The 19,357-nt window shown below is 48.2% G+C and carries 16 protein-coding genes; 7 read left to right on the top strand and 9 right to left on the bottom strand.

Going from position 1 to position 19,357, the window contains the following annotated elements:
* Nucleotides 1-535: 535 nt before the first annotated feature.
* The 9 genes from fni to MHI14_RS02640 all read right to left on the bottom strand — a co-directional run bounded on the left by fni (nucleotide 536) and on the right by MHI14_RS02640 (nucleotide 11,146).
* Nucleotides 536-1,603: a type 2 isopentenyl-diphosphate Delta-isomerase gene (gene fni, locus MHI14_RS02680; RefSeq protein WP_341129840.1), complete on the bottom strand. Its 1,068-nt coding sequence runs from the start codon at nucleotides 1,601-1,603 to the stop codon at nucleotides 536-538.
* Nucleotides 1,604-1,931: 328 nt separating this feature from the next.
* Nucleotides 1,932-3,413, bottom strand: a complete 1,482-nt coding sequence (locus MHI14_RS02675) for a phytoene desaturase family protein (protein ID WP_341129839.1) — start codon at nucleotides 3,411-3,413, stop codon at nucleotides 1,932-1,934.
* Entirely contained in the window at nucleotides 3,410-4,558 is a 1,149-nt protein-coding gene (locus MHI14_RS02670) for a glycosyltransferase (RefSeq protein ID WP_341129838.1), read from the bottom strand. The genes MHI14_RS02675 and MHI14_RS02670 overlap by 4 nt, the downstream gene beginning before the upstream one ends.
* A 1-nt stretch (nucleotide 4,559) precedes the next feature.
* The gene (locus tag MHI14_RS02665) at nucleotides 4,560-5,321 is read right to left on the bottom strand and encodes a lysophospholipid acyltransferase family protein (protein ID WP_341129837.1); all 762 of its coding nucleotides are present in this window, start codon (nucleotides 5,319-5,321) and stop codon (nucleotides 4,560-4,562) included.
* Entirely contained in the window at nucleotides 5,290-6,057 is a 768-nt protein-coding gene (locus MHI14_RS02660; RefSeq protein WP_341129836.1) for a carotenoid biosynthesis protein, read from the bottom strand. The genes MHI14_RS02665 and MHI14_RS02660 overlap by 32 nt, the downstream gene beginning before the upstream one ends.
* Complete coding sequence (locus MHI14_RS02655; protein ID WP_237177388.1) at nucleotides 6,057-6,929, bottom strand: phytoene/squalene synthase family protein; 873 nt, start codon at nucleotides 6,927-6,929, stop codon at nucleotides 6,057-6,059. Before MHI14_RS02655 ends, MHI14_RS02660 begins: the two co-directional genes overlap by 1 nt.
* Nucleotides 6,926-8,389 carry a phytoene desaturase family protein gene (locus MHI14_RS02650; protein ID WP_341129835.1) on the bottom strand — a complete coding sequence of 488 codons (1,464 nt, stop codon included), beginning with the start codon at nucleotides 8,387-8,389 and terminating at the stop codon, nucleotides 6,926-6,928. Before MHI14_RS02650 ends, MHI14_RS02655 begins: the two co-directional genes overlap by 4 nt.
* Nucleotides 8,386-9,936, bottom strand: a complete 1,551-nt coding sequence (locus MHI14_RS02645) for a phytoene desaturase family protein (RefSeq protein WP_341129834.1) — start codon at nucleotides 9,934-9,936, stop codon at nucleotides 8,386-8,388. The genes MHI14_RS02650 and MHI14_RS02645 overlap by 4 nt, the downstream gene beginning before the upstream one ends.
* A gap of 265 nt (nucleotides 9,937-10,201) precedes the next feature.
* Nucleotides 10,202-11,146: a MerR family transcriptional regulator gene (locus MHI14_RS02640; protein ID WP_133386113.1), complete on the bottom strand. Its 945-nt coding sequence runs from the start codon at nucleotides 11,144-11,146 to the stop codon at nucleotides 10,202-10,204.
* Nucleotides 11,147-11,413: 267 nt separating this feature from the next.
* Here MHI14_RS02640 and MHI14_RS02635 point away from each other — a divergent pair, with 267 nt between their 5' ends.
* The 7 genes from MHI14_RS02635 (at nucleotide 11,414) to MHI14_RS02605 (ending at nucleotide 19,142) form a co-directional block, all read left to right on the top strand.
* Entirely contained in the window at nucleotides 11,414-12,889 is a 1,476-nt protein-coding gene (locus tag MHI14_RS02635) for a phospholipase D family protein (RefSeq protein ID WP_341129833.1), read from the top strand.
* A 126-nt stretch (nucleotides 12,890-13,015) separates the two neighbouring features.
* Nucleotides 13,016-13,639: a TetR/AcrR family transcriptional regulator gene (locus tag MHI14_RS02630; RefSeq protein WP_341129832.1), complete on the top strand. Its 624-nt coding sequence runs from the start codon at nucleotides 13,016-13,018 to the stop codon at nucleotides 13,637-13,639.
* Nucleotides 13,636-13,977, top strand: a complete 342-nt coding sequence (locus tag MHI14_RS02625; RefSeq protein WP_091036235.1) for a DMT family transporter — start codon at nucleotides 13,636-13,638, stop codon at nucleotides 13,975-13,977. Before MHI14_RS02630 ends, MHI14_RS02625 begins: the two co-directional genes overlap by 4 nt.
* Complete coding sequence (locus MHI14_RS02620) at nucleotides 13,977-14,291, top strand: DMT family transporter (RefSeq protein ID WP_017691901.1); 315 nt, start codon at nucleotides 13,977-13,979, stop codon at nucleotides 14,289-14,291. Before MHI14_RS02625 ends, MHI14_RS02620 begins: the two co-directional genes overlap by 1 nt.
* A 300-nt stretch (nucleotides 14,292-14,591) precedes the next feature.
* Nucleotides 14,592-14,723, top strand: coding sequence for a hypothetical protein (locus MHI14_RS02615; RefSeq protein ID WP_276324001.1), 132 nt, complete (start codon nucleotides 14,592-14,594; stop codon nucleotides 14,721-14,723).
* Between the two features lie 213 nt (nucleotides 14,724-14,936).
* A complete protein-coding gene (locus MHI14_RS02610; RefSeq protein ID WP_124116559.1) occupies nucleotides 14,937-15,884 on the top strand; it encodes a TetR/AcrR family transcriptional regulator in 948 nt (315 codons plus the stop codon).
* A gap of 33 nt (nucleotides 15,885-15,917) precedes the next feature.
* Nucleotides 15,918-19,142 carry an efflux RND transporter permease subunit gene (locus MHI14_RS02605; RefSeq protein WP_341129831.1) on the top strand — a complete coding sequence of 1,075 codons (3,225 nt, stop codon included), beginning with the start codon at nucleotides 15,918-15,920 and terminating at the stop codon, nucleotides 19,140-19,142.
* Nucleotides 19,143-19,357: the final 215 nt, after the last annotated feature.

The raw sequence follows: 19,357 nt of genomic DNA, 5'->3' as shown, positions 1-19,357 counted from the left end.
TAATTGTAAGTGAGTCTTCATGCCTATAAAATTATTAAAAACCATTCCTTAAGACTCATCAATCATAATGTGTAATGTATTAACAAACAATAATAAATTTTACTTTGAATTAAATCTTCATCTTGTTATACATTACAAAAAAGCATGCCGTTGATTATCGACATGCTAAAAGTAATACACCAATATTAATCAATTGACTTGTCGCAGTCCAAAGTTGAAGTGCCAAGTCCATTCAATGAACATTTCCACGTTTTCCTCACAGTCTAACGAACCCAAGAGACACTATTCAGCATTTTTCCTGCGTTTTGAAAATCTAACGAACTATAGACTCGTTATTTACTCTTTCTTTGGCGTCATCCGCTGCAAATCGCAGTTTTCTATCTCATTAGCGTGTGTGAGATTCGTTAAATTCCCAACTAACGCCTAAATGGCCATATAAGGTGTTACAGGTTCGTTAGCGGAAGTTGCTCCATCAGACCCAGCGTATACTCTCACAAGTCAAAGCTGTTCAGAAAGACGTCATCTCTCGTTTTATCTAACGCCGTTCCACCAGACGTGACGTCTGCTTCAAATCTTCAATCCGCCCAGCCCCAATGCCAAACATCACGGTACGCAACTCGAATTCGACCTGTTCTAACCGCTCATTCAGCGCATCATCGGACGCTACTGCGGATTCGAGCAGAGATCGACCGAAGCCTGCGAGATCCGCACCCAGCGCGAGGGCTTTGGCCGCATCTACGCCCGTGTACAGTCCACCACTACCAATAAGTGCACCCGCTGGGTTCAGCGCACGCACTTCCTGAATACACTCCGCTGTGGGAATGCCCCAGTCGGCAAAAGCTTCAGCAGCTGCCCGGCGTACCGGGTTATTGTTGCGGTACTTCTCCACCTGTACCCAGCTTGTACCACCTGCCCCGGCTACATCGATAAACGCGACACCCGCTTCATATAGGCGTTGAGCCGTCACACCATCGATGCCAAAACCTACTTCTTTCACGCCAACAGGTACTTCTAGCTCGCGACACAAGTTCTCAATCCGCTGAAATAATCCGCTAAAGTTGGTGTTGCCTTCCGGCTGGAAAACTTCCTGCAACGTGTTCAGATGAAGGACAAGCATGTCCGCCCCCGCAATATCTACTGCACGTTGGAAGTCAGCTGTTGTGAAACCATAGTTCAGCTGCACCGCGCCCAGGTTGGCAATGACCGGGATGTCCGGTGCCCAGCGCCGCACATCGAAGGTACTTGCCAGTTCTGGCTGTTCCACGGCAGCCCGGATCGAACCTACGCCGAGCGCCCAGCCTCTGGCGTTTGCTACTCGGGCGAGGCGCTCATTGATGGCGCCTGTTGTTTTGCTTCCACCCGTCATCGAACTGATGAGCAAGGGTGTGCGTACTTTTTTTCCAATAAACGAAGTCTCCAGATGCACCTCTTCAAAATCCAGTTCCGGCAGTGGGTGATGGCGAAAAGCAAACCGCTCCATACCGCTGGTTACCCCTTCTCCTGCCACATTCTCCTCAAGACAGAGGCGCACGTGTTCCAGCTTCCGTTCTCCCGTAGCCACTTCGGGAAGCAGCCGTTCGCCGGCTCGCTCTTGTTCATTCATGATGAGACCTCCTATGTGAGAATCGTGCGGATCGACAGGATAACCTGCCTGTTCCTAGCTTCTATGTATATAAGTCTTTTCTAAAAAAGACAAAACATTTAGTAAATAAGCATTACAGCTCAACTCTATCCAGTATAACGTTCCAAATCATCTATTGAAAGGATGCCCCGACACCAAATGTCTCACTTAAATCTCGGAGCACCACTATTTTATACCTACGCAAAAGCACGGATCATCCGTGGCATCTTCAAAGTTAATTAGCACAGACGACACACATAGGTGTGGATCAACAGAATGCACTTCCACTCCATCATCCCACACAACAAACTTATCTCAAGATTTCCGATGCCAATTGCTCACCAACAAGCTGTCCGGACAACGTCACAATCGGGGTTCCGCCGCCTGGATGCGTGGTTCCGCCGACGTACCAGAGTCCTTGTACATCTTTGCTTCGGTTGCCCGGACGCATAAAGGTCTGCTTCACGGAGTTGGACGAGATACCGTAGATTGAACCTTGATGCGCCAAGGTATCCCGTTCGATATCTCGCGGCGTGTATCGGATCAGCACATCAGATTGGTTCAACCCGGTAATTCCTCGCGCCTCCAATCGTTCCAGTACAAACGCACCGTAACGTTCCGTCTGCTGCTCCCAATTCCACGAATCCGACAAGTAGGGGGCATTGACTAGAATGAATAGGTTACTGGCTCCCTCCGGGGCCATACCTGCTTCCGAATAACCGGAATAACAGATGTAGATCGTGGGATCTTCGGGCATTTTGCGTTCACGGAAAATATGGTCAAACTCCGGTTCATACCGTTCCGGGAAGAAAACCGTATGATGTAACAGTGCATCATATTGTCTTCGCACACCCGCCAGCGTCACAAATCCCGAAATGGAGGGCTCATACTTCCGTATGCGGGCATCGCTCATCTCTTTCCGATGTTCCGGTGCAAGCAGCAGTCGATTCACGCTAAGCACATCTCCATTGGCAACCACCTGATCGGCTTCCCGGAAGCCTTGATCCGTATCCACGCCAGCTACTTTGCCATTCCGAACAGCAATCTGCCGGACTTCTATGCCGGTAATAATTTGTACGCCTTTTTCCTGTGCCAGACGAGTCATTCCTTCGATCAGTTGATAGGTTCCTCCTTTGACTCCGTAGATGCCCACTTCTGCTTCCACATGACCCATCATTGCAAAGATGGAGGGCGATTGATACGGCGATGATCCCACATAGGTCGCGTACCGTCCGAACATAGCCAGCGTATGTGGATGCTGGAAATACGAACGCAGTAACTTATCCAGCTTCACCGTTGGCCGCACGCGGAGCAGGCTGCGCAGCATCTGGAGATTGTATTTGTCAGAAGGAGACAGCAGCAACTTACCGAGAAAATGACGATTAGCTTCCGCATACAGTGCAGCAGATTCATCCATAAATGCATCATAACGAGCCGCATCCTCCGGACTGTACGTCGCGATCTGCTCTTTCATCCACCCGCGATTGCCTGACAAATCTACCACTGTGCCATCTGCGAATATATTACGCGTGCGGGGCTCTAACTCATATAACTGTACGTAATCTTCCATTGCTACTCCCGCATGGTCGAAGACTGAACGAAAGGTGGATGGCATCGTGATTGTGCTCGGTCCCCGGTCAAAATGATACCCGTCCCGCTCAATCTGCTGCAGCTTGCCACCTACGTGTTGCTGCCGTTCCAGAATGGTTACCTGCACACCTTGAGAAGCCAGTCGTATCGCACACGACAGACCTCCAAATCCTGCACCGATTATAATGACGTTACCTCTCAACTGTACCGCCTACCTTTCCATACATACCCCTTGCCGGAGCGGCCTGCCTGCCAGGAAGCGAGTCCGATGGCAATGACACAGGCCATGCTGACCGGTTGCAGAAAGGCAAGCCACCAGGGTTGTCCGCCAGCATGATCCGCTACTCTTTTCACAGCCATACCAAGTAATGTTCCTATCAATCCATACAGAATGGACACCGAACTACCCATCATAATTCCAATAATCAAGCCTAGCGGGGGCACAATATACATCAGTGTATACATGAACATCGTGCCAAGCAGCAGTACGTCTTTACGTCCCATACCTTCGTACATATTTTTCTTATATCCGTTCCATACTTCTGCCCCGTTCTGATACATGCGGGTATTTGTTACGTCATGCACATCGGTCAGCATCACCGGATGACCTGCACGCTTGACCGCTTTGGCAAGACTCATGTCATCCACCAGATGCGCCTGAATGGCAGCATGACCACCGGAAGCCTCGTAACTGGAGTGATGAATCAGCAAAAAAGCCCCCGTAGCGGCCACAAACATCGGACTGGATGATCTGCGTATCATGAAAATGGGCAGATGACTGATGATGGTGAAGACCATCATGGGCACAACAAGCTTTTCCATCCATGTCTTTGTTACCTGATAAGGAAAACCCGTTACCAGACCACCGCTCTGCTCACATCCTGCCGCAAGCGTCTGCCGAATGGCACTTGGCTCGAGACGCACATCCGCATCTACAAACATAAACCATTCTCCCTTGGCTTCCTGAACCAATCTGTGACACGCATGGGATTTCCCCATCCAGCCCTCGGGAAGATCGACGCCATGCAGCAGACGCACACGTGCATCGCGATCCGCAATCGCTTGTACCATGGCCGCTGTCTCATCTTCGGAGCGATCATCCAGCACCAGCACTTCCATCCGGAATCCCGACGTCTCGCTCGCGAGTACACTTTCCAGACATCCTTCAATATGTAGTCTTTCATTTCTGGCTGGAATCAGCACCGAAACCAGCAGGTCTGGTGGTTGTATTCGGTCTGCTCGGAATGAACGTACTTTGGGCAGACAGGAGACATTCCATAGAGCGAACAGCAACTGGATACCCAATATGCTTGTAAGCACAGTCCAGAAGATTTCAGATGCATTCATGCTAACGGTTCACCCGCTTTCGTGCCGCATCGTATTTTTCACTTGTCGAACGTACATGACGAATCAGCGGAAGCGCATCTGGCAAACTTCCCTGGCCCATCCGTACAAGCGCTGATCTGTGATCGTCTAACTGCTTTTCCAACAAAAGGCCAAGTCTGGAGGCAATCTCTTCACTCTTCCATGCCTTCCAGTCTTCCATCACAGCCGGGCCCGCCTGCATCGATATTTCCGGTAGGTCATGCTGGACCATCCCATGACACAAGGTTACCGGTACGGCGATGGCATTCGGAGAACGACGAAGCAACAATCCGATGCCTGGACGGAACTGAATAGGTCTGGCCTCCTGATGCAATATTTCTCCTTGCGGAAAAATCCAGACCCTTTTACCCGAATCCAATAATTCACTGGTGTACTGTAGAGAGGTCCGAATACCGGACGCACTCTCCTTATTGATCGAATACGCACCCAATTTACGAAAAAAAGCATATTGCTGAAGCTGTTGCTCCTCCATCATCACATAATGATCACCCCGCGATGTCTGCCTAGCCGCATGATAGAGCAGCAGACCATCCCACCAGGAACTGTGATTCATGAAATAGATCACCGGACGAGCCGGATCAATCGGGGAGTTGTCCCTGATATCCAACTGCGGGTCCAGTGACCCTGTGAGCGTGAAAGAGCGGAAGCGCCGACGCAGCAGATAATAATGATTGTATAAGGCAAAAATATGATTAAACGGTTTTGATTTTACGGCGCGAATCATAGAGCCAGCTCCCTTCGGCAAGAAGCACCCCAGCAATGGCGATGATAAAGCTTCCTGTAATCCCTTCCTTTAGGGCAAGCAGGCCGAACAAAAGAATAAACAGCTGATACAGCCATTTTGCACGCAGCAATGAGCTACGGTCACCAGGCATGGCCGGAAGGAAGAGGGACAGGAATGCACCCATGATAAACCAGCTTATGTAATTGGTCCACGGAACACCGTAGAAACCGCCTGGAGCTTGCCATTCCCAGAATCCTCTCGCATGCGCAACAGGGTCGAGTACCAGATCGAGAACAATCGCCCAGAACCCGGTCTTCACTGCTCGAAGCAATTTGCCAGTCCAGGTTGAACCGCCACCACTTAACAGCGCCGAGTTACCAACCACTGCGATCCAGGCGAAACCCAGCGTAACCGGCACACTGAACAGATGAATCCCGAAGAAGTCTGAGTAAGCATATTCACCAAAGGGCCAATGCGTATGCACTCCTACCCACTCTACGCCCATTCCTCCAAGCCAGATGATCACAGAGGATATCCAAAGTCCGGGTTTCAGCCAGATGACTGACTGGTCGGACAGGTCTGTCCGATTACGCCCTTGATAGATTAGATCCAGCACATACAATGCGTAAAAGATTAGAAATAAACCATTTGAAAAAGACAATACGTCAGGCACACCGATCGTTAGCATTAAGGTTGCTCCAATGACATACCACGCCCAGTAAAGCCACTGGATCATCAGGATACCGCCGTTCGGGAGGCTTGATAGGCCAGCATCGGGTAACGTTTCACAATCGCACCCAGCATCTCCAGTTTCAATTCATCGCTAACATATGCCCGTTTGGTATATACGTCATAGTCGTTGCGTTCAACCGCGTGTAGAATGGTGGAGTAAAAGGCTGCTGCCAGCTCGATGGAAAACGCACTTTCCGTTGGGTACGTATCCAGACGATCCATGCCAATACGGAACCAGTTCAATGCTGCAGCTTTTAATTCATGAACAATGGCAATAAAGCGTTCGTCCACGACCCCGTCTTCAAAGTCCTGCTCGGTGTAACCATGCTTCTCCATGATCTCCAGCGGAACATACCGGCGCACTCTGGCCCGATCTTCACCAACATCCCGAATAATATTAACGATCTGCATCCCTTTACCCAAAGCGATCCCGTTCATGGCTACTTCCGCGCCGTTATCATCCCGCAATACAGGCAACAACATCTCGCCTACGGTTCCGGCTACCAGATAACAATAATGCTCCAGTTCCTGCATCGTTGCATAATGCGTTACTTTAAGATCTGTGAGTTGCCCTTCCATCTGACGGAAAAATGGCCCCTTATCCAGATGAGGAAAACTGCTGAACAACCATCTCAGTGCTGGCCAGATAAAGTGTCCTTCCGCTTCCTCTAGCCGATCAAACAAGTCATGGATCTCGTGAATCGTATAGGGCGAATGTTCCGGCTCGTCTACACTGTCATCAATCATGCGGCAGAAGGCATAAATGACATATACCGCTTCCCGACGTGGACTAGGCAGCCCTCTAAAGGCCTGATAAAAGGAGGAAGAACCCTTTTGCATCAACTCTTCACACCTGCTCAAAATCGCTTCATTCATGTTCCCATCTCCTTCATGAGTTGATTGACGGCCATACGTGCACTCTGCATCACAATCGGCACTCCGCCACCTGGATGTACAGATGCTCCTGCGGCATATAATCCCTTTATATTAGGGAATGGTTTGGGTTGTGGTCGGTATACACCGGACTGGAACAATACAGGTGCTATACCGAAGCTTCCGCCCCCATAGAGACCGTCTCGCTCTGCGTCAGCGGGTGTACGTACCTTTTTCCACTTGATCGCTGCACGAAGTCCCGGGAATCCTCGTTGCTCCGCTTCTACCAGTACCCGTTCTGCCAATGCTTCGCTCTCCTGATCCCAGTCGACACCTGCGGCATCTGGTACGGGAATGAGGAAATACAAAACACTCTGTCCTTGAGGCGCTGCAGTTTCATCCAATGCGACCGGATTAAATACGTAAAATGAGGGCTTTGCCGGAATGCGTCGCTGATTGAAGACTTCCTGCAAACTACCTTCAAGACTCGGTGGCAGGAAGAACTGGTGTGTCGTTGCATCTTCCCAGGTTCTATCTACGCCCACATAGAGCAGTACACATCCGGAGGAGGGACGATACGGCTTTCTTTTGCGCGCTACCTCTGGTGACTGTCCAAGCAAACCTGATAGATGGGGGAAATCACCATTGTAGATAACTGCATCCACATTTTCTGCGCCTGCTGCCGTTTCTATACTTTCACATACACCATTCTTAATCGTGAGCCCGGTAACTTCCGAATTCAGCACAACACGCCCACCACGCGATGTCAGCTCCTGTTCCAGAATGGCCGGTAATGCTGCATATCCGCCTTTGACCATCCAGATTCCATATTCATGCTCTGCATAAGGCAAAAGGGAATAGATGCCAGGGGTCCCGAACGGTGATCCACCGATATACAGACTTTGCAGAGAATAAGCGTCGAGCAATTCCTCGTGCTGAAAATAATCACCTACCGCTTTCCGGACACTTTTGTGTGCGCGCAATCTGCCCATGAGTGACATGAGAGATGGTGTGAAGAAATCCCTTTTGCGCGGAAAAGCCCTTTCCAGGAACGCTGCCCGGCCTGCCGGAAACAACGTGTCCATATCTTTCATGAATCGTGTGAATCCCCGGCTTTCTCCCGGGAACAAACGTTCAATCTCCGCCGTCTGCTCTTCACGTGACGTCATCTTGGTCATGACCCGACCACTGTGGTAATGCACTCTGTATAGCGGATCACAGCGAAGCAACTCAATCTTCGAACGATCTACGCCTGCTTCCTCCAATATACCAAGTAACATCTCAGGCAGAAGCACAATGGTTGGCCCCTGATCGATCCGGTACTCCCCTTCCTGCTCATACCCAATTCGTCCGCCAACGCGGGAACCCCGTTCATACACGGTGACATCCCATCCCTGACGGTTCAATAACAGTGCAGAAGTAAGTCCGCCAATCCCTGCGCCTACGATAGCGGCCCGCTTCATGAATGTCCTCCAGCTTCTGCCGTCTTCACATACGAGGAAGGTTTGGAGCGTGTGCGCGCGTCCTCTTCCTGAATCAGTCTCACACTGATCCGTGCCGATTCGAAGATCGTGGGCAACCCGCTGCCCGGATGTGTTCCGCCGCCTACCAGCCATACACTTTTCAACTCTTCAAACTCGTTATGGGGACGCAGGTACATCATCTGACCCAGATTATGTGCCATATTAAACGTTGCTCCGCGATACACATCCAGTTCAGTCTCCCAATCAAGTGGAGTGAACAGCATACATTCTTCAATGCGACTGCGTATGTCTGCCAGCTCAGGAATGCCTTCCATACGTTTCATCATGGCCTCTTGCACATTCTCCCGTTCTGCCTCCCAATCAATGTCTGCGGTAAGGTTAGGCGTAGGCATGAGAACATATAAAGCAGATTTCCCTTCCGGTGCCAGCGTCGAATCAAGTCTGGAAGGGTTATGAATATATAGAGATGGATCGGCTGATAACATTTTATGCTTCGTAATCTCATCAACGTTCAACCGGTAGTCCTCGGGAAAATAGATCGAGTGATGCGGCAGGTCCACCTCACCATCCACACCCAGATACAGCATTGCTGTAGAGCAGGAATACTTTTTGCGTTTCATTTTCTCAGGGGTATATTTCTTAAGTACGCCCGGTTCGAACAGATGATTCACCGCATGTGCGAAGTCGGCGTTCACCACCACATGGTCTGCTTCGATGCGTTCACCATTCTCAAGCAACACACCTTCTGCACGACCATTGCGAACGATGACCTGTTTCACCGGGGTGGAAGTATGTATTCGTCCTCCGTATTCTTCCACGACATCAGCCATGGCCTGAAAGATCCGATTCACGCCGCCAATGGGGTGGAACAATCCGTAGTGATGCTCAATAAACGATAGTATGGTAAAGGTGCCCGGACAATCCCAAGCAGACATGCCAAGGTATTTGGATTGGAATGTAAATGCCCAGCGTAGACGCTCATCTGTAAAATAGCGAGACAAGATTCCATAGACTGTATTGTGGACATCAAGCTTGGGTAGAGCTGTTACCGCATCTTTGCGCAAATAGTCAGTCAGCTTGCCAAAAGGACGACGGAGCAAAGGCATGACTTTGCCAAACTTCACTTCCTCTTCTTGCATGAACCGAAGGTAATTGTCTTCATTGCCCGGGAACAATTTCTTAATCTGTGCAGCTGTATCTTCCCGATTACGAGAAGGCATGAACACCTTATCACCAAAGTTCAGTGCGTACAGTGGGGTTAACTCTTTCATATGCACATAATCGGATAACTTACGTCCCACCACGTCGAACATCTCTTCAATCAGCTGGGGCATCATCAAAAATGTAGCACCCCGGTCGAATCGATACTCACCCAGTTCCAATCTGGCAGAACGCCCCCCGATGACTGGCTGTTTCTCATACACATCTACCTCGTACCCCTGACCGGACAATAACATCGCTGCTGCAAGTCCACCCGGACCTGCGCCAATGACAGCTGCACGTTTGCGTTGTTGATTCGGTATCATGCCACTCACCTTTCTATGTAGGGAATTCCTATAGTTCTCTAGCCCCTAACCTATTATTAAACCGCCCAAGAACACTTTAAGCGGTAACTAGCAAAAACATTATACAAATATAATACAAATATTATACGACCTTGTAAACCAAAAAATGACCCGCTGGTCAAAATACGAGAATACTCCTTTTATAAACACAAAAAACATCCCTTGATCACTTTCGTCAAAGGATGTCCTGTATTCACTAACCTATTCATATCATTTGAGATTATGTTTAGTTATTTGCCTGTCCAAACCTCGCACCAGTTGGTCGATTTGCGAGATACTCACGTTCTATCCATGACTGCCAATCCGCTGAATCCTCTGGCATAATCCATTGCGGGTAACGAGCATGCTCTGCACGCTCATAGCCCTTTCCACCAAGTACGAAGCGAATATGTGGAAACTCGTTTTTAATTCGCTCTATAAGCTGATCACACCGTTCAAGAAGCCCTGGGCTTGTGATTGAAAGGCAGACCAACTTGATCTTTTGCTCCCGAATAATCGGGAAGAGGCCTTCTTCTGGCGTGTTCGCACCGAGATACAGTACTTCCGCTCCATTTTTACGCATAAAGAGAGAGAACAGCAGCAATCCAACCTGATGGTGCTCCCCTTCCGGACACAACGCCAGAACTTTGGGCAGATGCGGATAGATCGGGAACAGATGGAAAAACTGATAAAACCGCTGTGAAATCAACTGTGTCATGAAGTGTTCCTGAGCCACCGAAGCCCTGCCTTGCTCCCATGCATCTCCAACCCGAACCAGAATGGGCACCAACACATGATAGAACATCGAGTCATACCCATACATGGTGAACCCAAAATCAATCAAACCATTGGCACGTTCACCCTGAAAGTTGTAGAGCGAGTCATAGATCTGATCTGCCATGCGTGCGTAGGCTTCTTCCATCGTAGGCACCGGAGCCATGATCGGCGTGGGTACAGCCTCGGGCGGATTTAATTTGTTTACTTTCAACATCCGTACCGCTTCCGAAATATTGGTCTGATGTAGCTCAACCTGTTCTTTCAACCAGCGCAGATCCGCAACATTCTCTTCGGTATACATTCGATAACCCGATTCCGTCCGCTCAGGGGTGACCGCACTATACCGATTCTCCCAAGCCCGGAGCGTCACCGTCGGGATACCGAGCATGGCAGCGACTTGTTTGATGGAATACACCTTATTACCCACTTTCTTTCCTAAATGTCCAGATTTCAAAGGTTATATCATTGGTTCCCCGTCCTTGTCAGGCATATAAAAACCCTAACATTCTACAAAAATAATACACTCATTATACACAACGCTCAGACACCTGTCGATTGCATACTGCCAATTTTGCCATATGCATTTTACCGCTACATTCCTTATGCTGGTGGGTTCTCCTGCGTCAACGTTATCGTCCGTGTGGTAATAGAAGTCAGCAAGTACAGAAGGGGGAGTCCACCGTTGGCCTCATTACGCCGCCATACATCAGACCGCAAGTCTTCACGCGGCAAATTTCCATACATACGCACAGGAATCGTCCTATTGGTCCTATGGCTCATCGCCGTCATGCTCTATCAGACCTACAAACCATTACCAACGGGCATTTCCTACGAAAGTCCGGAGTATCGTGTAGATCAAGTCGAGTTCCTGCATGACCTCACTTATCCTTCCTCCGACGGACAGATGGAGCACGAACAGCAGATTTTCCAGCGCATGATGCAAATTGTGGAGGAAGCAGAGCAGTTTATCCTGGTGGATATGTTCCTGTTCAATAATTATCAGCACAAGGGACAGAACTTTCCTCCCGTGAGTACTGAATTCACCGAAGCGCTGGTCGCCAAAAAAAATCAACATCCTGATATGGACATCTGGTTTATTACAGATGAAGTAAATACCAACTATAACTCAGCACCCAATCCGTTGCTGGAACAAATGAAACAGGCAGGCATTCATGTGGTCATCACGGATGTGGACCCTTTGCGTGATTCAACTCCAGTATACTCTGCGGTCTGGCGGACCTTCTTCCAATGGTTTGGCCAATCTGGAGATGGCTGGATCAAAAACCTGATGGCCACCGATGGTCCAGATGTAACTGTACGTTCCTATCTCAAGCTGCTCAATGTGAAGGCCAATCATCGCAAAGTTGTTGTTAGTGAGAAGAAGGCCATTGTCTCTTCTGGCAATATTCATGATGCGAGTGCCTACCACTCGAACATTGCATTTGAAGTAACAGGTCCAATCATTGGCGATATTCTTCAGTCAGAGCAAGCGGTTCTCGACATCTCAGGCGGAGGTCAGGTTCCTGCATACACAGCCCCTTCCACGAATACAAACACGGGAGATATACGAATACGCTATTTAACGGAAGGCAAAGTGAATGACGCTGTACTCCATGAGATCAATCAGGCTGGCAAAGGTGACACCTTATGGATGGGCATGTTCTATGTGGCCTCTCCAAAAGTATTGGAAGCCCTGCTGGAAGCCGCAAAACGAGGAACCGAGATCCGGCTTGTACTTGATCCAAATGAAAATGCCTTTGGTCAGGAAAAGATCGGCATTCCGAACCGTCCTGTCGCTGCTGAATTGCATGATAAATCCGACGGTAAAATTCAGATCCGCTGGTATAACACCACCAAGGAGCAATACCATACCAAGATGATCTATCTTGCCAAAGCAACCGGTGATCATATTGTCCTGGGAGGTTCAACTAATTTCACACCCCGAAACATGAATGACTACAATTTGGAGAATGACTTATGGATTGCTGCTCCTCCAGACAATAAGTTCACGCTTGATATCGCGAATTATTTCGAGCGTATTTGGAATAATGATGATGCGGAGTTTACGCTAAACCTGGATGAGTTTCAGGAGAAGACTACGTTTTTGAAAGGTATCCTATATAAGCTGCAGCTGATTCTGGGTCTTACGACCTTTTGATCAAAAACCACATTCATACCTGTTATATCCGCCTGTACTCTACTGTGCAGGCGGATATTTTCATCTTGACAGGCGATGTGAAGTGTGAAAATATAATTACCTAACGACCGTTAGGAAGGTGATTGAATGACTGCACAATCCATTCGGGATGCTGCCCTGTTCCATTTTGCGAGAGATGGCTATGAGGGAGCTTCTCTGAGAGCTATTGCTGATGAAGTCGGGATTAAAAAACCGTCCATATATGCACATTTTAGCTGCAAGGATGACTTGTTTTTGCACACTCTGGCCTTTGCTTTTCACGAGGTAAAACGGCACACACTGGAATATTTCCGCGATCATGCGGATATGCCATTGGAGCAGAGGCTGAAAGGCTTGTTGATCTGGTTCGAACAAGAATACAATGCCCATGCTTCGGCTCGATTGATGTTGCGTAATTGTTTTTATCCACCCCTTTCTCTGTATGGCGAAGTGATGGATCAGGTGTATCCGTTTATCGATGGCATGGAACGTGCACTGAATCGTCTGCTGCAACGGGCAATGCGTAATGGAGATATACCGCCCCTTCCCGCGGAACAAGCCGCCATTGCATTTATGACGTTCCTCGACGGCATTACCGTGGAAATTATCTATGGAAGCTCACGTCGGTACAAGAGACGGTTGGAAGCATCCTGGCCTGTCTTTTGGCATGGCATTCATCATTTGAACGAAGAGGCACAAAGCGTTGTGCCGAAAGGAGATTTAACAACATGAACCGCAACTGGTTATATGTATTTATCGGTGGAATTATTGAGATTGTCTGGGTAAGCGGGCTGAAACATGCCTCGAATGCCTGGGAGTGGACTTTAACGGGGATTGCCATCGTGATCAGCTTTGGACTGATCATTGCCGCTTCCAAAAGACTGCCTGTGGGTACGGTGTATGCCGTCTTTACGGGAATTGGTACGGCGGGTACCGTCCTTACGGAAATGGTACTGTTCGGTGAACCGTTCCGCTTGGCCAAAGTATTGCTCATCGGGCTGCTGCTCTGCGGCGTAATCGGACTGAAGCTGGTTACGGATCAGCAAGAAGCCCAAGGAGGTGCAGCGTAATGGCTTGGATGGCAATTGTAGGTGCAGGGATATGTGAAATTTTCGGCGTAATCGGTATTAATGGTGCTTCCACCAAGAAAGGATGGCCATACATCGTACTTATGCTGGTGTCGTTTGTGTTCAGCTTCTCGCTGTTGTCCTACGCCATGACGTCCATTCCCATGGGCACAGCGTATGCCGTGTGGACGGGGATCGGGACGGTCGGCAGTACGTTAACAGGCATGTTCCTGTTCGGTGAACGGAAAGAAGCGAAGCGTATCCTGTTTATCGCGATGATTTTGGTGGCAGCCGTTGGTCTGAAACTGATCACATAACGGAACAACTGAATTACACTTTATATCTCCGATTGCAGTACCACTTTCCGATCGCTGTTATCCCCAGATTTCTTTGATTCCCTTTAAAGAGGGATAAATCTGGTGATAAAGGCGAACACTTCGTTTCTTCAAGTTGGTTCTGCAATCTACGTTATCGTGTAATTCTTAGCCTCCATTATGATATCTATTAAATTCTGTAATATAAAAAGACGACTTCGATCAGGAAGTCGTCTTTTTTGGGATATGATATAAATAGGGAACCTCTCTACAATCTGCTACGTAAGAAAGGATGTCGTAATCATGAAAAAATTATTGGCACGGATAGGTTCTTATACAGGGTATACCCTTCTAATCGGCATAGCCCTCTTCTATCTCATCGCTTTTGTCGCCATTATTATACTCGCCTTGTACGCCTTTGCCGGAGTAAACTAACTTATCCATTCTTAATACCTTATCCATAACGTACATACAAGCTACACCTTGTTACTTGCCGTCTCTACTTTCATTTGATCAACCTCTTTTCTCCGCTCTAATTTTCCAATTTACTCCCATTTGAATTCCTTCAACCAGATCGTTTATACTAAGTTTGACCCTAGAGTCAATTCAAGAACTCATAAGTTCCCTGATGAGGTGAAAGTATCGTTAATGAACCCTATACATGAGATGAATGAGAAGAAAAAACTCATCATTACTACAGCACTCAAGCTATTCTCGGAAAAAGGCAGTGCCGCAACCTCCATGCAGGAGATTGCAGAGATATGCGGGATGTCTAAGGGAAGCCTCTACCTTATATTCAAATCCAAAGAGGAATTGGAAGACAGCACGATGGAGTACTGCTTATTTACGCTCATAGACGAACTATCCCAGATCGAACATGAAGCTGACCTTACTCCGAGAGAACGTTCACACAAACAGATTGAGACACTGCTGGGCCATGTGTCCGAGCTAAAGGAATTTTTGCGTGTACAGATGCAAAGCATGATGATGAATGATGAGCCACATCGCAAGGAAAAATGCAGCCCGCAGCATAAAGATTTGGAGATCCTTACCCTACACGGTTTCAAGGACAAACTGGAAGATATGTACGGACCGGAGATTGAACCCTATACGATAGATCTTATTTTGCTCATACAGGGTATGTTCCTCTCCTACGTTAAGATCTGGTTTACCGAAATGCCTTCCCTTACCGTCTCCAAAATGGCAACCAATATGCTGCAAATGATTGATTATGCAGCTTACGGATTGCTCGATCAGCGCCCTGCGCCTTTGATTTTGTTGGAAGACTGGCCCGCATGGAATAGTGATCCAAACACAGACTCCACTGTGATGCGTCATCCCATTCACATCATCAAGCAAATGCAGGATATCGCTGGTTCCGAACTGCCCGCAGGGCAAACAAAGAATGATGTGCTCGAAACTATCGCCATTCTCAGACAGGAGATGATGGAATTCACGCCTCGGCGTGCCATCATTCTCGGCATGATGCACAATTTGGAGAGCGTATCTGCCATCAAACCTTTGCACTCTGAGCTTAAGCACAGTCTGGATGCCAAGTATAGCCGGTTTATCCAGGCTGACTCGTCACACATATAAACAGGAGAAACAGAGAGGAGAAGAAACCATCGTATGAAAGGTATTATTAATTTTTCACTGAACAACAAGTTTGCGATTTGGATTCTGACAATTATCATCTCTTTTGCAGGTCTGTACAGCGGACTGACGATGAAACAAGAGACAATCCCGAACATCAACGTACCGTTTCTGAATGTCACTGCCATTGATCCGGGGGCTGCACCGGAGGGAATTGTTGAGGATGTCACGAAGCCGCTGGAAGTAAAACTACGTAATGTAGATGGCGTGAAGACGGTGACCTCCACTTCCATGGAGAATGCAGCATCCATTACACTCGAATTTGATTATGGAACAGATCTGACCAACGCAACTGCAACCGTTCGTGAGGCACTGAATGAAGTTCAATTGCCTGACAGCGTGCAGAAGCCGACCATTTCCAAGTTCAGCATTAACTCTTTCCCGGTTGTATCTCTAAGCCTGTCCGACAAGGACGGTGGTGACCTGGAGCAATTGACACGATTGGTTGAATCGGATATTCAGCCTGCACTCGAAGATATTGACGGTGTAGCTCAGGTTCAGGTGTCTGGTCAATATGTAAAAGAAGTTCAATTGAAGTTTGACCAAGCCAAAATGGCCGAGCTGGGCCTGACCGAAGATACGGTAAACGGCATCGTTCAAGGTTCATCCATTCGTGTGCCCCTTGGACTGTTTGAACTGGATAAATCCCAGAAGGCCGTTGTTATAGATGGAAACATCGTCGACATCGATGATCTGAAAAACCTTGCCATTCCAGTCGTACCCGGCGGTGCTGGCGCTTCTGCAGGTAATGGTGCAAGCGCAACCCCACAAGGCTCTGGAGCACCAACTGGCGAAGCAGGTCAAGGTACCGCTCCAAGTGCTTCACAAGGAACGGACCAGGCTGCTGGCGGTAATGCCGGCTTGGGTAGTCCTTCGGGCGCTGCCAACGCAGCTGGTATCCCTACAGTGAAATTAAGTGAAATTGCCAAGATCGAAGTCATCGGTCAAGCAGAATCCATTTCCCGGACAGACGGCAAGGAATCGATTGGTATTTCCATTGTAAAATCCAACGATGCCAACACGGTTGATGTCGTTAACGCAGTCAAAGATAAAGCGGAAGAGTTGCAATCGCAGTTCAAAAATGCTGATTTGACTGTACTGCTCGACCAAGGTAAGCCGATTCAGGACTCGGTGAACACGATGCTGGGCAAAGCCGTTTTTGGCGCCTTGTTTGCCATCCTGATCATCCTGCTCTTCCTGCGTAATATTCGTTCAACCATTATCTCCATTATCTCGATCCCGCTCTCCTTGCTGATGGCATTGACTGCGCTCAATATGATGGATATTACTTTGAACATGATGACGCTGGGTGCCATGACGGTTGCCATCGGACGGGTTGTCGATGACTCCATCGTTGTTATCGAGAACATCTACCGCAGATTAACACTCAAAGGCGAGAGATTGAAAGGCCGTGAACTGGTCCGCGAAGCAACTCGCGAGATGTTCATTCCAATTCTTTCTTCCACCATCGTAACAATTGCTGTATTCCTGCCACTGGCATTGGTAAGCGGTATGGTTGGTGAGCTATTCACACCATTTGCACTGACAATGGTATTCGCTTTGCTGGCATCCCTGATCGTTGCCATTACCATTGTGCCGATGCTCGCGCATACCCTGTTCCGTAAAGGGTTGAAGAATAAGCAGAATCATGAAGAAAAACCAGGCAAAATGGCGGAAGGTTACAAACGCCTGCTGAACTGGACACTGTCTCACAAACTCATCACGGTCAGTATTGCAGTGATCCTGCTGGTCGGCAGTTTATTCCTGTACCCGTTCATCGGTGCAAGCTTCTTGCCGGAACAACAAGATAAATATGTGACCATTACGTACAGCCCACAAACCGGAGCTTTGCGTGAAGATGTAGAAAAAGAAGCACTCGTTGCCGAGAAGTGGTTGCTGGAACAACCGGGTCTGGAGAAAATGCAATATTCCATCGGCGGAAGTAATCCACTGAGCAGTATGGGTGGCGGTGGTTCCAACTCGGCTCTATTCTATATTGAATATAACGAAGATACGAAAGACTTTACTCAAGTGAAGGAACAGCTTGTAGAAGGTCTGAAGAAGGAAGTTAGCGTAGGAACCTGGAGTGAGCTTGATATGTCCGGGGGTCTGGGTGGCAGCGGACTGAGCCTCTCCATCTATGGCGATAATGTAGAGCAACTCAAACCTGTATCGGATGAAATTCTGAAACTGGTTGAAGCGGATAAGGATAATTTTGAAAAAGCAGACACAACACTTGCTGACACCTACGGGCAGTATACGCTCGTTGCAGATCAGGAGAAACTAAGTTCCTTGGGCCTGACTGCAGGACAACTGGCTATGGCACTGAGCCCGACACGGGAACGTCCTGTGCTCACGGAAGTTGATATCGATAATAAAACGTACAAAGTATATGTAGAGACAGACGATAAAACATTCAGCAGCATTAAAGAAATTGAGGATGAAACCGTCACTTCACCGCTTGGCATCCAAGTACCAATCAAAGATGTTGCCAAAGTGGAAGAAGGTACGTCCCCGAACTCCATCATGCAAATTGATGGTAAGGTTGTTGTGCAAGTTACAGCCAACATCTTGGCTTCGGATGTAACGAAAGCTTCGAGTAACTTACAGGCTGAGATCGACAAACTGGATCTGCCTGATGGCGTTGAAGTGAAGTTCGGCGGTACAACTGAACAGATTAATGATACATTCACTCAACTGGGTCTCGCCATGCTGGCGGCCATCGCCATTGTATACTTCGTGCTCGTTGTTACATTCGGCGGCGGATTGGCACCATTCGCAATCCTGTTCTCCCTGCCATTTACGGTTATCGGTATTATGGTAGGTCTGTTCATCGCTGGTGGTACGCTTGATGTCTCCGCCATGATGGGTGGACTGATGCTCATCGGTATCGTGGTCACCAACGCCATCGTGTTGATCGACCGTGTTATTCACAAGGAAAAAGAGGGTATGCCTACCCGTGAAGCCTTGCTGGAAGCCGGTGCAACTCGTCTGCGTCCAATTTTGATGACCGCTCTCGCGACCATCGGTGCCCTGTTGCCACTGGTTACGGGCCTCGAAGAGAGTGCCGGTATCATCTCCAAAGGATTGGGAATTACCGTAATCGGCGGTCTGATCAGCTCCACGTTGCTCACGCTGGTTATCGTACCGATTGTATATGAGTTCCTGATGAAATTTAAAAAGAAAAGAATCGAAGATTAAGAAGTAGTTAGTCGTGCTCATGTAAAGATTTGAGTACAACTTAAATACAAACTATAATATTTAGCTTCTCGCCCCTTAGCCCATATTGGAATGATTGAATTCCGATGTGATGCTAAGGGGCTTTTTTATTTGAGTCGAAATAATGTCACATAGAATGACATATAAACAATTCATTTTAATCAAAATTACAAAAAGAATAGTCTCGATTGTCATTT

Origin of the sequence: Paenibacillus sp. FSL K6-2393 (genome assembly GCF_038002545.1) — a bacterium.
GTDB lineage: Bacteria > Bacillota > Bacilli > Paenibacillales > Paenibacillaceae > Paenibacillus.
This window is presented reverse-complemented; position numbering and strand designations above follow the sequence as displayed.

What these genes read in the sequence shown, in the direction of transcription:
- fni (WP_341129840.1), bottom strand. Translation starts at nt 1,603, where the DNA reads ATGAATGAACAAGAGCGAGCCGGCGAACGGCTGCTTCCCGAAGTGGCT.
- MHI14_RS02670 (WP_341129838.1), bottom strand. Translation starts at nt 4,558, where the DNA reads ATGAATGCATCTGAAATCTTCTGGACTGTGCTTACAAGCATATTGGGT.
- MHI14_RS02665 (WP_341129837.1), bottom strand. Translation starts at nt 5,321, where the DNA reads ATGATTCGCGCCGTAAAATCAAAACCGTTTAATCATATTTTTGCCTTA.
- MHI14_RS02660 (WP_341129836.1), bottom strand. Translation starts at nt 6,057, where the DNA reads ATGATCCAGTGGCTTTACTGGGCGTGGTATGTCATTGGAGCAACCTTA.
- MHI14_RS02655 (WP_237177388.1), bottom strand. Translation starts at nt 6,929, where the DNA reads ATGAATGAAGCGATTTTGAGCAGGTGTGAAGAGTTGATGCAAAAGGGT.
- MHI14_RS02650 (WP_341129835.1), bottom strand. Translation starts at nt 8,389, where the DNA reads ATGAAGCGGGCCGCTATCGTAGGCGCAGGGATTGGCGGACTTACTTCT.
- MHI14_RS02645 (WP_341129834.1), bottom strand. Translation starts at nt 9,936, where the DNA reads ATGATACCGAATCAACAACGCAAACGTGCAGCTGTCATTGGCGCAGGT.
- MHI14_RS02630 (WP_341129832.1), top strand. Translation starts at nt 13,016, where the DNA reads ATGACTGCACAATCCATTCGGGATGCTGCCCTGTTCCATTTTGCGAGA.
- MHI14_RS02625 (WP_091036235.1), top strand. Translation starts at nt 13,636, where the DNA reads ATGAACCGCAACTGGTTATATGTATTTATCGGTGGAATTATTGAGATT.
- MHI14_RS02620 (WP_017691901.1), top strand. Translation starts at nt 13,977, where the DNA reads ATGGCTTGGATGGCAATTGTAGGTGCAGGGATATGTGAAATTTTCGGC.
- MHI14_RS02615 (WP_276324001.1), top strand. Translation starts at nt 14,592, where the DNA reads ATGAAAAAATTATTGGCACGGATAGGTTCTTATACAGGGTATACCCTT.
- MHI14_RS02610 (WP_124116559.1), top strand. Translation starts at nt 14,937, where the DNA reads ATGAACCCTATACATGAGATGAATGAGAAGAAAAAACTCATCATTACT.
- MHI14_RS02605 (WP_341129831.1), top strand. Translation starts at nt 15,918, where the DNA reads ATGAAAGGTATTATTAATTTTTCACTGAACAACAAGTTTGCGATTTGG.